The 14,346-nt window shown below is 46.4% G+C and carries 15 protein-coding genes; 14 read left to right on the top strand and 1 reads right to left on the bottom strand.

The features are described 5' to 3' along the window. Nucleotides 1-73 precede the first annotated feature (73 nt). The 8 genes from AC6I2O_RS07910 to AC6I2O_RS07875 all read left to right on the top strand — a co-directional run bounded on the left by AC6I2O_RS07910 (nucleotide 74) and on the right by AC6I2O_RS07875 (nucleotide 7,764). Nucleotides 74-1,819 carry a S8 family peptidase gene (locus tag AC6I2O_RS07910; RefSeq protein ID WP_120391278.1) on the top strand — a complete coding sequence of 582 codons (1,746 nt, stop codon included), beginning with the start codon at nucleotides 74-76 and terminating at the stop codon, nucleotides 1,817-1,819. Nucleotides 1,820-1,962: 143 nt separating this feature from the next. Continuing rightward, nucleotides 1,963-2,094, top strand: a complete 132-nt coding sequence (locus AC6I2O_RS07905) for a hypothetical protein (RefSeq protein ID WP_497742328.1) — start codon at nucleotides 1,963-1,965, stop codon at nucleotides 2,092-2,094. Nucleotides 2,095-2,098: 4 nt separating this feature from the next. Next, entirely contained in the window at nucleotides 2,099-2,551 is a 453-nt protein-coding gene (locus tag AC6I2O_RS07900) for an RNA polymerase sigma factor (protein WP_497742500.1), read from the top strand. Between the two features lie 5 nt (nucleotides 2,552-2,556). Further along, nucleotides 2,557-3,192: a hypothetical protein gene (locus AC6I2O_RS07895; protein ID WP_120391276.1), complete on the top strand. Its 636-nt coding sequence runs from the start codon at nucleotides 2,557-2,559 to the stop codon at nucleotides 3,190-3,192. A 51-nt stretch (nucleotides 3,193-3,243) separates the two neighbouring features. Then, nucleotides 3,244-4,056, top strand: a complete 813-nt coding sequence (locus AC6I2O_RS07890; RefSeq protein ID WP_120391275.1) for a hypothetical protein — start codon at nucleotides 3,244-3,246, stop codon at nucleotides 4,054-4,056. Between the two features lie 201 nt (nucleotides 4,057-4,257). Then, complete coding sequence (gene rsxC, locus AC6I2O_RS07885; RefSeq protein WP_497742327.1) at nucleotides 4,258-6,222, top strand: electron transport complex subunit RsxC; 1,965 nt, start codon at nucleotides 4,258-4,260, stop codon at nucleotides 6,220-6,222. Between the two features lies 1 nt (nucleotide 6,223). Further along, the gene (locus AC6I2O_RS07880) at nucleotides 6,224-6,847 is read left to right on the top strand and encodes a methylenetetrahydrofolate reductase C-terminal domain-containing protein (protein ID WP_497742326.1); all 624 of its coding nucleotides are present in this window, start codon (nucleotides 6,224-6,226) and stop codon (nucleotides 6,845-6,847) included. Between the two features lie 38 nt (nucleotides 6,848-6,885). Then, nucleotides 6,886-7,764, top strand: coding sequence for a methylenetetrahydrofolate reductase (locus AC6I2O_RS07875; RefSeq protein ID WP_497742325.1), 879 nt, complete (start codon nucleotides 6,886-6,888; stop codon nucleotides 7,762-7,764). A gap of 146 nt (nucleotides 7,765-7,910) precedes the next feature. Here AC6I2O_RS07875 and AC6I2O_RS07870 read toward each other — a convergent pair whose 3' ends face one another. Beyond that, nucleotides 7,911-8,948, bottom strand: a complete 1,038-nt coding sequence (locus tag AC6I2O_RS07870) for a LacI family DNA-binding transcriptional regulator (protein WP_497742324.1) — start codon at nucleotides 8,946-8,948, stop codon at nucleotides 7,911-7,913. Nucleotides 8,949-9,278: 330 nt separating this feature from the next. Here AC6I2O_RS07870 and AC6I2O_RS07865 point away from each other — a divergent pair, with 330 nt between their 5' ends. The 6 genes from AC6I2O_RS07865 (at nucleotide 9,279) to AC6I2O_RS07840 (ending at nucleotide 14,299) form a co-directional block, all read left to right on the top strand. Then, nucleotides 9,279-10,307 (top strand): sulfate ABC transporter substrate-binding protein, encoded by a 1,029-nt coding sequence (locus tag AC6I2O_RS07865; protein WP_497742323.1) that lies wholly within the window; start codon nucleotides 9,279-9,281, stop codon nucleotides 10,305-10,307. A gap of 12 nt (nucleotides 10,308-10,319) precedes the next feature. Continuing rightward, nucleotides 10,320-11,168, top strand: a complete 849-nt coding sequence (gene cysT / locus AC6I2O_RS07860; RefSeq protein ID WP_497742322.1) for a sulfate ABC transporter permease subunit CysT — start codon at nucleotides 10,320-10,322, stop codon at nucleotides 11,166-11,168. Nucleotides 11,169-11,260: 92 nt separating this feature from the next. After that, complete coding sequence (locus AC6I2O_RS07855) at nucleotides 11,261-12,103, top strand: sulfate ABC transporter permease (protein ID WP_120391370.1); 843 nt, start codon at nucleotides 11,261-11,263, stop codon at nucleotides 12,101-12,103. A gap of 18 nt (nucleotides 12,104-12,121) precedes the next feature. Then, nucleotides 12,122-13,189, top strand: coding sequence for a sulfate/molybdate ABC transporter ATP-binding protein (locus AC6I2O_RS07850; RefSeq protein ID WP_497742321.1), 1,068 nt, complete (start codon nucleotides 12,122-12,124; stop codon nucleotides 13,187-13,189). Nucleotides 13,190-13,428: 239 nt separating this feature from the next. Next, nucleotides 13,429-13,905, top strand: coding sequence for a nucleotidyltransferase family protein (locus AC6I2O_RS07845; RefSeq protein ID WP_497742320.1), 477 nt, complete (start codon nucleotides 13,429-13,431; stop codon nucleotides 13,903-13,905). Continuing rightward, entirely contained in the window at nucleotides 13,886-14,299 is a 414-nt protein-coding gene (locus tag AC6I2O_RS07840) for an HI0074 family nucleotidyltransferase substrate-binding subunit (RefSeq protein ID WP_120391269.1), read from the top strand. The genes AC6I2O_RS07845 and AC6I2O_RS07840 overlap by 20 nt, the downstream gene beginning before the upstream one ends. Nucleotides 14,300-14,346: the final 47 nt, after the last annotated feature.

The raw sequence follows: 14,346 nt of genomic DNA, 5'->3' as shown, positions 1-14,346 counted from the left end.
AGTTCTGGAAAGGTACTGTCTGTCTTGAAAATTGTATTGTGCGGCAGTTTTTTATATCAAAGGAAAATGGTTTATGGATGATCAGAAAATTGAGAATCTACTGAATTTGTCAATGGATGCCACACAGGAAGAGAGGGAGAAATCTCCGGTTCTGGAAACAGGATACGATGAAGAGGATGATACATGGGAGGTAATTGTACGTTTTAGCGGAAACCTGGAGGAGGTAGTCAGACCTTCCTGGCAGGTGGTGAGGCTCTCCGGAGGTTATGCGATTGTCACGCTTCCGGCCGAAGAGGTAGGATTGCTGGCTGCACTTCCACAGATTGAATATGTGGAAAAACCAAAACGCCTTTATTTTGAAGTGGATCAGGGACGGGCAGCTTCGTGTATCTCCGCTGTTCAGACGCCAGAAATGGGACTGTTCGGGGAAGGGGTACTGGTAGCAGTGATTGATTCCGGAATTGATTATTTTCATCCGGATTTTCGGAATGAGGACGGTTCGAGCCGTATTGTGGCATTGTGGGATCAGACAGAACGTGCTGTGGGCACACCGCCAGAAGGATTTACGATTGGCGCCGAATATACAAAAGAAGATTTGAACAGGGCACTTGCACAGAACAGCCGCGAAGCTGCGTATGCGATTGTGCCGGAGCGTGACAGCAGTGGCCACGGGACGCAGGTAGCCGGCATTGCTGCAGGCAGCGGCAGGGCTTCCGGCGGCAGATATCGGGGAGTGGCCCCACAAAGTGATCTTCTGATTGTGAAGCTTGGCATACCAAGGCAGGGAGGCTTTCCCAGAACGACTGAGCTGATGCAGGCGCTTGAATATGTAATGCGGACGGCGCAGCGTCTGGAGCAACCAGTGGCGGTCAATCTCAGCTTTGGAAATGTATACGGTTCCCACAGGGGCACATCGCTTCTGGAAGAATATATTGACCAGCTGGCGGACCGCGGCAGGAGTGTCATTGCGGTCGGGACCGGAAATGAGGGGAACGCTGCGGGACATGTATCTGGTCGGCTGACGGAGGACAGAAACGGGGAACAGGAGATAGAGTTCATCATCGGTGATTTTGAGACAACGATGAATCTTCAGCTCTGGAAGAATTATGTTGACGAATTCGGGATCACATTGGTACATCCGGATGGACAGCAAGTAACACTGATACGTCGGGAAAATGGCGCTTACCGCTATCAGCTGGGAAATGTAACGTTGCTGGTCTATTATGGTTCCCCATCACCCTATCAGCTTCAGCAGGAGATTTTTATTGATTTTATTCCAGAGAATACGTATCTGGACAGTGGAATCTGGAGTCTTATTCTGACTCCGGAACGAATTGTGACCGGCGACTATGAAATCTGGATGCCGGATTCCCGCGCACGCAGCAGCACGACGCGTTTCCTCCGGCCTTCGCCGGAAGCCACGCTGACGATTCCTTCTACGGCTGGCCGTATTATTGCTGTGGGAGCTTACGATGCCCGACAGAATGCGTACGCTTCGTTTTCCGGAAGAGGATGGCCGGATTCCGATTATCCGGTACGGCCGGATCTCGTTGCCCCGGGAGTTTCGATTACGACGGCTTCTGCCGGAGGAGGGTATGTCAGTGTGACAGGCACCTCTTTTGCAACTCCGTTTGTGACGGGGGGCGCTGCATTGATGATGCAGTGGGGGATTGTGAAGGGGAATGACCCGTATCTGTATGGGGAGAAGGTAAAAGCCTATTTGAGAAGAGGGGCGAGGCAGCTGCCGGGGTTTGTGGTTTGGCCTAATTCACAGCTGGGGTATGGGGCGCTTTGTGTGGGGGATAGTCTGCCGATTTAGACGAAAATGAGTATTTGATAAAACTTTTTGCCGCCTGCTCCTGTCTGTATCTTAGAGAACAGAAAAAGGAGGGTTCCACATGTATTTTAATTATTGATTGACCAATGAAGTCCTGTTATCTATAATCAACAGAGGTGATACCTATGAAAAGCAAAGTTATGCAGTGGTTTGTCCGACTGATTCGGTTGGATATGAGTTACTTTGCAGGAGAAAGAGAATTTCCGCTGACGGGCGCTGGCGTTCGGAAGTCGGAAATGATGACAGAAAAGCAATGACTATCTGGCGCTTCAGTATATGAAGAATAAAGAGGCCGCAGAAGATGTGCTCCAGGATGCGTATCTGAAAGCATTTACAAATTTGAAAAAGCTTCAGGAACCGGAGGCTTTTGAAAAATGGCTGGGCGTGATCGTTGCAAATACAGCCAAAAACGCGCTGGCAAAGAAAAATCCGGTTTTATTTACCGATCTTACGGTGAATGAAGACGGGGAAGGATTTACATACGAAGTGGAAGATGAGAATCTGGAAAATCAGCCGGAGACTGCCTATACGAGAGAGGAAACGAGGGAACTGGTACATGAACTGATAGATTCTCTTTCGGAAGAACAGAGAATGTGCATTCCGATGAGGAGGCTTCCTTTGCGGGCGCCGCGGCGGGTCAAAAGGCGTTGGAAGGGAAAATTCTGCAAACCTGGAAAAGGCAGAAAAGCAGAGCAATACAGCAGAAAAACGTAACGCGTGTGGCGGAAAAGACGGCTGTAAAAGCCGTGAAAACCGGATTTATACAAACTGCAGCAGGGAAGATAACGGCGATCGTAGCCGCGGTCTGTGTGACAGGCGGAGCATTTTATGGCGGTATGCAGTGGAAGGAGCATAATAGCCGGAAATCTGAAACATTTCAGGAGCGGGATCAGAGAAAAACAGAGGGTGTTTCAGAACTTACCACAGAATCAGAGGCTGCACCTCTCCCGGTGCCCACCGTAGAGAACAGCCAGGAGCTTGATTTTTCACAGTTTATGGAAGGCGGATTGAATAAAGCGGAATTGCTGTATGTGCTGGCATATGGGCCGAAGAATATTCCGGAACAAGGTTTTACAGAAGAAAGTCTTGTTTTTATTATGAACAGTCTGTGCCAGGGAACCAATGAAAATAGAGAACCGTATTTTAGCGCGTTGGGCTGGGATGAACAGTCAAGGGGAATCTATGCTGCGGCAGATGTAAATCGTTATATTTCCAGCTTTACAGATTTCCAGTATCCCGGAGATACTGTTGCTCTTGCACTTTCCACGCTGAATTATGTGGAAAGCGCAGAACTGTATCAGACAAAATTCACCAGCCTGGGCGGGAAGATAGAACTTTCTTTGTCTGTATTATAAAGGGAAGAGGAAAATCAGAAACATATATACAAAAACAAAAGGAGAAAAGCTATGATGAACAGAGCAATGAAACAGGCGGCAGCAATGCTTATGATTGGTATGATGACAATGGTAGCAGGGGAGAATACCGCACAGGCAGCTTCAGATTCTTCCAGCAAAGAAATTGAGGGCTGGGAAGTCGTGGGAACTGCAAGGTGCACACCTATCGAAGGATATGAAGGAACTCTGGATGAGAGCGCGCCTTCCAAAGGGTATGTGCTGGATGTACAGCTTGTAAATTCCGATACGGTAGATTACTATGTCAGCCCGCAGTTCTATTTTGATCTGGTAAGAGAGTCAGACGGAAAGACGATTCAGGCCGTTTTGGTCAATTCGGAAAACGTATATACGCCGGATTTCGTGCTCTGGCCATTTAATATCTGTGTACAGGAAACCATACAGGCAAAAGCAGGACAGGTAACCAATGTACAGTATTATATAGACGGGGAAGGGACAAACTATCTGTGCTATCCGGAATACGCACAGGATCCGCAGGGGGCATATGAAAACCTGTACAGCTTTTCTTACGGAGCCGGATTTGCCCTGGAAAACCCGGAAATATACTGCTATCTGGAAACGTTTGAGGAAGCGTCGGCACGTTATGAGGAAAGAATGGCGCAGTACGAAAACGGCCAGCAGTACGAGAATGGCCAGCAGTATGAGAATGGGCAATCAAATGATAAGGACGCACTTCTGGATGAGATTGTAGGAGGACTGCTGGAAAATTCAATCAATTATTTTGGAGATAAGGTCGAGGAAAACACGCACGGCATTGTAGATCAGGATATTCTTGGAAAGGCCGCGGAATATCTCTTCGGAAATTAAAAAAATGATTGAATTTTGCTCAAAAAACAGATATTTTGACTGGATTACGCAGATATCGTGTGTTATACTTTGAGGTGTATGTATTTAGCCACTGACTTATTTGCCGATGATTCCTTTTTTCAGAGTGCACAGGCTGAAAAAATAGAAGAAAAGCAGATAAATAAAAGGTGTGCAGATCAATTTCATAAGGAAGGTGAGCGATTGGAGAACTATACCAAGTATAAACTGAAAAGCAACGATGAACTGGTGTCGCTACTGGCCGATAAGGACAATGTGTTCATAATTGCTTGTAATAAGTGCTTCAAGGAATTTGAGACCGTTGACGAACCGGATTGTGGCGAATTTGAGAAACTCGCTGCCGAAAACGGAAAAACAATCACGGGCAGTGCAAAGGTTGATTTTTTGTGCAACAAAGTCCAGACTGAGAAAAAATTGCAGGATATGATTCCGGAAGGCACGGAACATGTTTTTGTAATCTCCTGTGGACTGGGTGTTCAGACTGTTGCAGATCTGGAGAAGAAACCTGTATATGCAGCGAGTAATACACTGAATTATACGGGACATCACGGTATGGCCCTGACAAAGAAAAGCTGTGATGCATGTGCACAATGTTATTTGAATATAACCGGAGGTGTCTGTCCGATCGTTGACTGTTCTAAGAGTCTTGTCAACGGACAGTGCGGCGGCGCCAAGGACGGCAAATGTGAAGTGGACCCGAATAAGGACTGTGCCTGGGAGAAGATTTATCAGAAGCTGGAAAAACAGGGACGTCTGGAAGAGTTTTTGCATCAGCCTGTGCAGGTACGCGATTATTCCAAAGTAAATGTTAAAGTTGTGAGCGAATATGTAAAAGCAATCCGTGAAGAAAGATTCGCAGGCTATTATGGCGGTGTTCATCCGTCAGAGCGGAAAGAGTTCAGCGAACACATTGCTCTTACAAGATTCCCGGAACCGAAGACTGTCGTGATTCAGATGTCTCAGCATCTGGGGGCTCCGGCCAATCCCATTGTACAGGTTGGCGATTACGTAAAAGTCGGACAGAAGATCGGAGAAGCGGCAGGCTTTATCAGCGCTCCGGTTCATTCCAGCGTCAGCGGTACGGTTGTTGCGATTGAGCCGCGTATGCATGGAACGAGGGGCTGTGAGATGACGTCCGTTGTCATTGAATCAGACGGAAAAGATGTGCTGCATGAGTCTGTACAGCCGAAGGGCAATCTAGATGAGCTTACGCCAGATGAGATCATTGATATTGTCCGTGAAGCAGGTATTGTAGGTATGGGCGGCGCCGGATTCCCGACGTGTGTCAAGCTGAAACCTGCAAAGCCGGTGGATACCATTCTTCTGAATGGCTGTGAATGTGAGCCGATGCTGACAGCAGACCACAGAGTGCTTCTTGCGTTTGCAGATGATATCATTTATGGCCTTAAGGCGATTCTGAAGACGACCGGCGCTGAAAAGGGGTTGATTGTAATCGAGGATAACAAGCCGGATGCAATTGAGCTTCTTCAGTCCAAGGTTGCAGATATTGATAATATTGAGGTTTTCCCTGCAAGAACAAAATACCCGCAGGGTGCTGAGAAGACGCTGATCAAGCGTGTGACCGGTAGAGTTGTGCCGAGCGGAGGGCTGCCGGCAGATGTTGGTTGTATCGTAAGCAATATCAGTACAGTAAAAGCAATTTCTGATGCAATTCAGAAGGGCATGCCGCTGATTGAGCGTGTTGCAACTGTGACCGGCGAAAAGATTAAGAATCCGGGCAATTTCATTGTTAAGATCGGTACAAGCGTAAAAGAACTGATCGACTACTGCGGCGGCGTGACAGACGATGATGTTCTGATCAAGATGGGCGGACCGATGATGGGATTTGCTCTTTCTGATGTAAATGTACCGATGATGAAGGGCTCTAATGGAATTATTGCCATTGAGACAGATCAGACAGAGCCAGTAGCATGTATTAAATGCGGACGCTGCGTCGATGTCTGCCCGATGGAGCTTTCGCCGTTGTATTTCGCGAAATATGCGGATGAGCAGAACTGGCAGGGCATGAAGGACAAAAATGTCATGGATTGTGTGGAGTGCAGAAGCTGCGAATACATCTGTTCCTCCAAGATTCCGATTGTAACCAAGATTAAAGCTGGGAAAGCTGCTGTAAGGGAGTTGAAGTGATATGTTAATTACTGAATTGAAATCAAAAGAAACGATCGTATCACTGGTAGACGGTAAAAAAGTTTTTATCATTAACTGCCATGGATGCAAAGAGGTTCATTTCCCGGAAAAAGAAGCAGCGGAATTCCAGAAGGAACTGGCTGACAGCGGAAATGTGACCGGTATCATGACAAAGGATTACATCTGCAATCCGGAAAACCTGAAGCTGCGCATTCAGAAATATATGGACGCGATTGAGGCTGCTGATGCGGTACTCGTATTCTCCTGCGGCGTTGGCGTTCAGACGATTGCTGAGTATCTGGGAGATAAGCCTGTTTATGCGGCTTGCGATACATATCCACTGCCTGGATTCCAGGGCGTCACACCGTTAGAGTATGACTGCAAACAGTGCGGCGAATGTTATCTGAATATCACTGGCGGCATCTGCCCGATTACTGCCTGCTCCAAGAGTCTGGTAAACGGACAGTGCGGCGGTTCCAAAGACGGAAAATGCGAAGTGGACAGTAACATGGAATGCGGCTGGGAGCGTATTTACAGACGGCTGGCACAGCTGGGCCGCCTGGATGTATTGAAATGCCCGACGCAGGTACGCAATTACGCAACAGATGAGGAAGTATCCAAATAGGAGCTGTTAAAATTTATAAATGATTGGAGCAATGTACAATGAAAATTAGTGAATTATTTGATCGTGGTGAATTTGTAGTTACTGCAGAAGTAGGACCGCCAAAAGGAATTCATATTGAACATGTACTGGAAGAGGCAAAGACCTATTTAAGCGGTATTACTGCAGTGAACGTAACAGACAACCAGTCATCCGTTATGCGTCTCGGTTCTCTGGCAACGTGTAAAGCATTGAAGGATGAGGGACTGACCCCGATCTTCCAGCTGACTTGTCGTGACCGGAACCGTATCGCACTGCAGTCAGATCTTCTGAGCGCAGCGATGCTGGGGATTGACAACGTTCTGTGTCTGACCGGAGACCATACAAAGATGGGAGACCATCCGCAGGCAAAACCGGTATTTGACCTGGATTCTGTTTCCCTGCTTCATACAATTAAGCAGCTGGAGGCAGGCGTTGACCTTGGCGGAAACGAGCTGGTTGGCGAACCGCCGAAATTTGCAAAGGGCGCTGTTGTGTCTCCGTGCAGCGACTCCGTGGATGCACAGCTTGCAAAGATGGAACGCAAGGTTGCAGCAGGCGCTGATTATTTCCAGACACAGGCAGTTTTTGAGCCGGAGAAATTCATCAAATTCATGGAGAAAGCAAAACAGTTTGGCAAGCCGGTGCAGGTTGGCATCATTATTCCGAAATCAGCTGGAATGGCGAAGTTCATGAACAACAATGTAGCCGGTGTTCATGTGCCGGATGAGATGATTGAGGAACTGAAGGCAGATAAGGAAAAGACAAAAGCTGGTATTACAGGCGTTGAAATTGCGGCGCGCATTATCAAGGAATGCAAACCGTACTGCCAGGGTGTACATATCATGGCATTAGGCTGGGAATCCAAAGTTCCGGATCTTCTGAAACAGGCTGGAATTTAATCCAAAATATTAAAAAAGAAGCTGCAGCTTCACGATTTTTGAGTCGTGAAAGCGTGCAGCTTTTTTATCATACTTTATCTAATAAGAAACTTCGCCGCCTATATGATAAAAAGTCTCCGTCAGGATGTGCGTTTGCGCATTCTTTTTTAAATTTCCGGATAACAGCTGCTTCGGTTCACAATGCGGCAGGGAAATTCAATTCGGACAGTTTCCGTATGACCTTTTGCAATTCGATCCAGAAGCAGGGTAACAGCCATATGGGCCATTTCTTTTCTGGGAATATGAATCGTCGTTAAAAACGGCGAGGTATTTTCACTTTCTTCAATGTCGTCAATCGAGATGACAGAAACTTTTCGTTTTATTTTTCGTGCATTTTTCTTCAATATTTTCAGGACTTGAATGGCAGTTACATCGTTTGCGCAGAACACTGCCGTGAAGTCCCCGGCTTCGTCGATTAGTCCGGAAAAAGCGGAAGCTGCAGATTCACCCGTCTGGTCGGTTGGCCTGATCCAGTCGTAATTAATCGGAAGATTGTGACTGATCAGGGAATTGCAGTAGCCGACGTACCGGCTTTCGTAAGAACAGTCGCCGATATACGCAATTTTCCTGTGTCCAAGTAAAAGCAGATGATTCATAGCAAGCTCAGCGGCCTTCTGGCCGTCGCAGATGACTTCGTCAACATGGAAGTTCATACTGTTTCGCCAGATACCGACGACATTGCCGTTGAATGACAAAATCTGTGTCAGCAGCTGTGTAGAACAGCGGCCAAGAATAATGACTCCCTGAGCGCTTGCAATATCACTGAGAATATGCCTCTTTTTCTTCGCATGTTCGGTGGAGTCTTTGGAGAGCGTTTCTTCTGCGTATACGATATGGTCGATCGTCATCTGGTTTTCAAACAGGGTAATTTCAAGGCTGCGGAACAGTTCATAAAAAAAAGGGTCGTCATCCAAAGATTTAATCCGTGCCAGTACGATGCTGACATGGCGGCCTGGTTCGCATACCTTCGAAGGATTTTTTAAATTCCGTGCATTCTGGTTTGGCTGATACCCGATTTCCCTTGCGGCAGCAAAAATTTTATCCCTTACTTCTTTGGAGGCGCAGGTGGAGGAGACGTTGTTCAGAACCCTTGATACGGTTGAGGGGGATACGCCTGTCATTTCGGCAATTCTTTTTAGCGACATAAAATTCTCCTTTTTATCCGGGGTGTTTGACTGATAACGAAACGGATCTAGTGCCTGAGAGCAACACTTCTATAAATATAAGTCGATGGTTTCGTAGTTGTAACAATTTAAGTATAAGGCAGAACCGCGGAACAAGCAACAGAAAGCGTATGGTTTTTGATAAGCAAACGTTTGCATGAAATCGGATTGACAAAAGATGAAAATTTCGTATATCATCTATGTGAATCCGAAAATGACTGAATTTATCTGGAAATGTGATGGAAATGTGATGCAAACGTTTGCATTAACAAAGGGGATAGTTACAAGTTTAGAAAAAAGGGGAAAGAAAAGATGAAAAGAAAAAACAGTATGTTCAAAAGAACGGCATTAACAATGGCGGCTGCATGTCTTGTGGTATCTGTTGTTGGCTGCGGAGGGAAAAAAGAGGATGGGGTACTTACTTTTACGAATGTTTCTTATGACCCGACGCGGGAATTTTATGCGGCCTATAATGAACTGTTTGCAGAGCATTACAAAGAAGAGACAGGAAAAGAAATTGAGTTGGTACAGTCGCATGGAGGCTCCGGTTCGCAGGCGCGTTCTGTGATTGAAGGTAATGATGCGGACGTGGTAACGCTGGCTCTGGCGCATGATATTACTTCGATTGAAAAAGCCGGTCTCATTGGGGAAGGCTGGCTGGCAGAATTTGATAAAAACAGCTCGCCGTATACGTCAACGATCGTGTTTCTTGTGCGTAGTGGAAACGAAAAAGACATTCATGACTGGGAGGATCTGATCAAAGACGGTGTCGAGATCATTACCCCCGATCCGAAATCATCCGGCGGGGCATGCTGGAACTTTCTTGCTGCATGGCAGTATGCAAAAACGCAGTTTGCGGACGATGAAATTGCGATGAAAGATTTTCTGGCAAAGCTTTATAACAACGTGCTGGTTATGGATTCTGGGGCGAGGGGCGCGACGACGACGTTTGTGGAAAACGGGCAGGGCGACGTCCTGATTGCATGGGAAAACGAGGCGCTTCTGGCGCTGGAAGAATATCCGGAGCAATATGAGCTGATTACTCCGAGTATCAGCATTCTGGCAGAGCCTTCGGTAGCAATTGTGGATGAAAATGCAGAGAAAAATGGAACGGAGGAAATTGCAAAGGATTATCTGGATTATCTGTATACGGAAGATGCGCAGAGGCTGGCCGGAAAGCATTACTACCGTCCGTCGGATGAGACAATTTTAAAAGAGTTTTCCGATACGTTTGATCTGTCTGTAAATCTTTGTACGATTGATGATTTCGGAGGCTGGGATCAGGCATATCAGGACTTTTTTGCAGACGATGCGATTTTTGATGAAATTTACAGAAAATAGGAGGCGGCGCCATTGAAACGGGCACAGATAAAAAAGCGTAAATCCATTATTCCGGGATTCGGACTTTCTATGGGAATTACGGTTGCCATGCTATCGCTGCTGATCCTGATTCCGCTGGCGTCTGTTCTGGCGTACTCCTTCCGGCTGTCCGGCGCGGAATTTGCAGAACTGATGGTGCGGCCGAACGTCGTTCAGGCATTTGTCACAAGCATCGGCTGTGCGCTGGCGGCGGCAGTACTGAACTGTATTTTTGGAACCATTCTCGCTTGGGTGCTGGTGCGGTATGAATTTCCGGGAAAACGTCTGATGGATGGTATGATCGAGCTGCCTTTTGCGTTGCCCACTGCGGTTGCGGGAATTACACTGACAAAAATGTATTCCGATACGGGAGCTATTGGCAGGGCGTTTGAGAAGCTTGGAATCGAGATTGCCTATACCAGGACAGGCATTATCATTGCGATGGTATTTATCGGGATTCCATTTGTTGTAAGAGCGATACAGCCAGTACTGGAAAAGTTGCCCGCGACTTATGAAGAAGCCGCAGGGATGCTTGGCGCCTCCCGGCTTACTATTTTCTGGAAGGTGATCTTTCCGGAAATCCGCCCGGCGCTTCTGACCGGATTTGGCCTGGCACTGGCGCGGGGAATCGGGGAATATGGCAGCGTCATTTACATATCGGGAAACAGTGAGAAAAACGGGACGCAGGTGGTCTCGTATGTGATTATGCAGAAGCTAAATTCCGGCAATGTGGACTACGAAGGCGCTGCGGCAATTGCGCTGGTCCTTCTTATCTTGTCGTTTGTGATGCTGTTTGCAATCAATTTTATTCAGCATATCGCGAGCCGCCGGACAAATGTTTAATGTATCTGCGGGGAAAGGTATCCGCAAAAGATTGGGGAGATATGTATCTACAGGAGAACCATGATATATTTGTAGAAAAATGGGGAGATTTTATGAAAAAGAACAGCCAGAAAATTGTAAAATGGATCTTGATTGGAATCAGCGTTTTGTTTTTTCTGTTGATGCTTGTGCTGCCGCTGCTTGAAGTGATTGTTCGGGCTCTGGCAGACGGCCTGCAGTCGTATCAGGCGGCGCTTACGGCAGAAAATACACTGTCAGCTTTGAAGGTGACACTGATTGCTACTGTGATTGCGGTTGCTGTCAATACGGTGTTTGGACTTGTTGCTTCGTGGCTTGTGACAAAATTTGATTTTCGGGGAAAAAATGTACTATCTGCCCTGATCGACATCCCTTTTTCCATTTCTCCAGTAATTGCCGGACTTGCCTACATAATGACATTTGGGCGGAGCGGTTGGGCCAAGCCTGTGATCGACGGAATCAACGAGGCCCTTGGAACGGACATTGCGCTTGTGTTTTCTGTTCCTGCTGTTGTTCTTGCTACCATATTTGTTACCTTTCCTTTTATTTCCAGAGAAATCATCCCGGTTTTGTATACACAGGGAAGAGAGGAAGAGGAGGCGGCTGCAATGATGGGGGCTTCCGGGTTCACGATTTTTCGAAAAATTACGTTTCCGCATATCAGATGGGGGCTTCTTTATGGGATGATTCTGTGTGCGGCGAGGGCATTCGGGGAATTTGGCGCAGTCTATGCCGTATCGAAAGCAAGGGGCAAAACCTTTACGCTTCCGCTGGAAATTGACGCGCTCTATATGGCGGGAAGCGCAGATTCGATTACGCAGGCATTTGCCGTTTCGTCACTTCTGGTAGGGATGGCGCTCATCATGTTGATTCTGAAAAATATCGTGGAATACAGGGGAAAAAGAAACGACAGATAGGAAAACGGGGAGGATGTCATGTACGTAGAACTGAAAAATATAAATAAAAAATTTGAAGACTATGAAGCGGCAAAAAATATCAGCTTCGGAATCGAACAGGGGAAGCTGGCAGCGCTGCTTGGCCCGAGCGGTAGCGGAAAGACAACCATTCTGAGGATACTTGCCGGACTGGAGCAGCAGGATGGCGGGGATGTTATGATAAAAGGAAGGGTGGTAAATGACGTCCCTGCAAGCGAGCGGGGCATTGGTTTTGTATTTCAGAATTATGCGCTGTTTCGCTACATGACCGTCTATGATAACATTGCCTTTGGTCTGAAGGTTCAGAAAATGGAAAAACAGAAAATCCGCGAGCGGGTGCAGGAAATGGTTTCTCTGATCGGTCTCGAGGGCCTGGAAAAACGGTATCCCAACCAGCTTTCCGGGGGGCAGCGTCAGAGGGTAGCGTTTGCAAGAGCGATTGCGCCGAATCCTCAGCTTTTGCTTCTGGATGAGCCGTTTGCCGCAATTGATGCAAAGGTTCGCAAGGAGCTGCGCAGATGGTTAAAGGAAATGATCGAAAAGGTTGGTATTACCAGTATTTTTGTTACGCATGACCAGGAAGAGGCGGTCGAGGTCGCAGATGACATCTTGATTATCAATGAAGGAAAATTAGAGCAAATCGGAAGTCCGATTGACATTTATAAAAATCCGAAGACACCTTTTGTGGCACAATTCATAGGAACCTCTGTGATTCTGGACAGCCTTTTGGGATTTAAAGGGTATGAGGATATTCCAAATGGGAAAAAGGTGATCGTCCGTCCGGAATTTGTAGAGGCATTTAAGAGCGATAATCAGAAGTTTGCAAAGATGATGAATGCTGTGGAAGAGGGAGTCATTGAAAGCATCGTATTTCGCGGAAGCTATCTGGAGCTGACGCTTCGTGTAAAGGGCGTCCGTCTGACGACGCACCGTTCACTCGAACGGCGACATGTGGAGATCGGTGAAAAGATGTGCGTACTTTTATACCGTGTGTATCTGTTCGATGAAAGCGGCGCGCAGATACGTAAAAATGAGCTGCTTAAGGGAATTGACGTGGAAGCGCTTTAGGATAAATGTATTTATCACAGAAATATAATTTCATGGATCTGTAATCTGTAAAAAATTGCACTGAAACATGCAAAAAAAGCGATAGAATCCAGCATGCCTTTGTGTTAGAATATTTACAAAGCATTATTTTTCTAAATTCTACAGCGGTATTTCCCGCATCTGATATCCTTTCAGTGGCCCATCAAATATTCAGAAATCTCAATGCTTTCAATTCACAGAAAAGCAGGGGATTTCGGAAAATGGTATCGGAATGCATTGAGGAAGGAATTCTTGCAGAATTTCTCAGTAAAAACAGAGCGGAGGGGATAAAGGTGAGTATCTATGAGTACGATCAGGAAAAGCATATACGTCAGGAACGCGAAGCAAGCCGTGAGGAAGGTATAAGAGAAGGAATAATCCGAGGCCGAAGTGAACTGATATGGCATGCATTGGAAAAAGGAGCTGAACCTGAAAGCTTAAAACAGCTGTTTGATGTAACAGAGGAAGAACTGGAAACGATTCAAAAAGAGATGACAAGCAGAGTAATGCCGGTTGCAGAAGTAATTGATAAAGTGGCGGCAATATGTAAAGCACATGGTGTAAAACGATTGGAGCTGTTTGGCTCTTTTGCAACAGGCACGGCAGCTTCAACGAGTGATATAGACTTTGTGGTTTATGGATGTGAGGATGTACAGCGACTGGAGGATATTAAAAAATATGGAAAGCAAATCTATTAACCGTTATCATTCATTTTGCAAAAGTTTGCAAAATCTGAGTAAAAGTGTAAATGCAGATCCGGATGCGGATTTTGTACTGGAAGGAACGGTCTTGAATTTTAATCTTACCTTTGACATTTCCTGGAAAGTAATGAAGGATATATTGATAAAGGAACTGGGGATTCTTGATTTTGCAATTGGATCGCCGCGGGAGACATTGAAGCAGGCTTTTATGAACGGAATCATTGACAATGATGAGTGGATGCAGATGCTTCGGGTAAGAAACCAGCTGGCTCATGATTATGACGGTACCTTTGCGGCAGAAATGTTTCAAAATATCATAAAAGTATATTATCCGCTGTTTGAAAAATTGGCAGAACGTGTTGAAGTATATTATAAGCAAAGTGTGGGCTAATTCTGTGGAAATCTTTGGGGTATTATGCGGGCGAAAAGAAAAAGGAG

It is taken from the genome of Blautia sp. St.27G3, from assembly GCF_059728505.1.
This window is presented reverse-complemented; position numbering and strand designations above follow the sequence as displayed.

Bases quoted from the DNA above. Each gene is read 5' to 3' on its own strand.
- AC6I2O_RS07910 (WP_120391278.1), top strand. From the start codon at position 74: ATGGATGATCAGAAAATTGAGAATCTACTGAATTTGTCAATGGATGCC.
- AC6I2O_RS07905 (WP_497742328.1), top strand. From the start codon at position 1,963: ATGAAAAGCAAAGTTATGCAGTGGTTTGTCCGACTGATTCGGTTGGAT.
- AC6I2O_RS07890 (WP_120391275.1), top strand. From the start codon at position 3,244: ATGATGAACAGAGCAATGAAACAGGCGGCAGCAATGCTTATGATTGGT.
- AC6I2O_RS07880 (WP_497742326.1), top strand. From the start codon at position 6,224: ATGTTAATTACTGAATTGAAATCAAAAGAAACGATCGTATCACTGGTA.
- AC6I2O_RS07875 (WP_497742325.1), top strand. From the start codon at position 6,886: ATGAAAATTAGTGAATTATTTGATCGTGGTGAATTTGTAGTTACTGCA.
- AC6I2O_RS07870 (WP_497742324.1), bottom strand. From the start codon at position 8,948: ATGTCGCTAAAAAGAATTGCCGAAATGACAGGCGTATCCCCCTCAACC.
- AC6I2O_RS07865 (WP_497742323.1), top strand. From the start codon at position 9,279: ATGAAAAGAAAAAACAGTATGTTCAAAAGAACGGCATTAACAATGGCG.
- AC6I2O_RS07855 (WP_120391370.1), top strand. From the start codon at position 11,261: ATGAAAAAGAACAGCCAGAAAATTGTAAAATGGATCTTGATTGGAATC.
- AC6I2O_RS07850 (WP_497742321.1), top strand. From the start codon at position 12,122: ATGTACGTAGAACTGAAAAATATAAATAAAAAATTTGAAGACTATGAA.
- AC6I2O_RS07845 (WP_497742320.1), top strand. From the start codon at position 13,429: ATGGTATCGGAATGCATTGAGGAAGGAATTCTTGCAGAATTTCTCAGT.
- AC6I2O_RS07840 (WP_120391269.1), top strand. From the start codon at position 13,886: ATGGAAAGCAAATCTATTAACCGTTATCATTCATTTTGCAAAAGTTTG.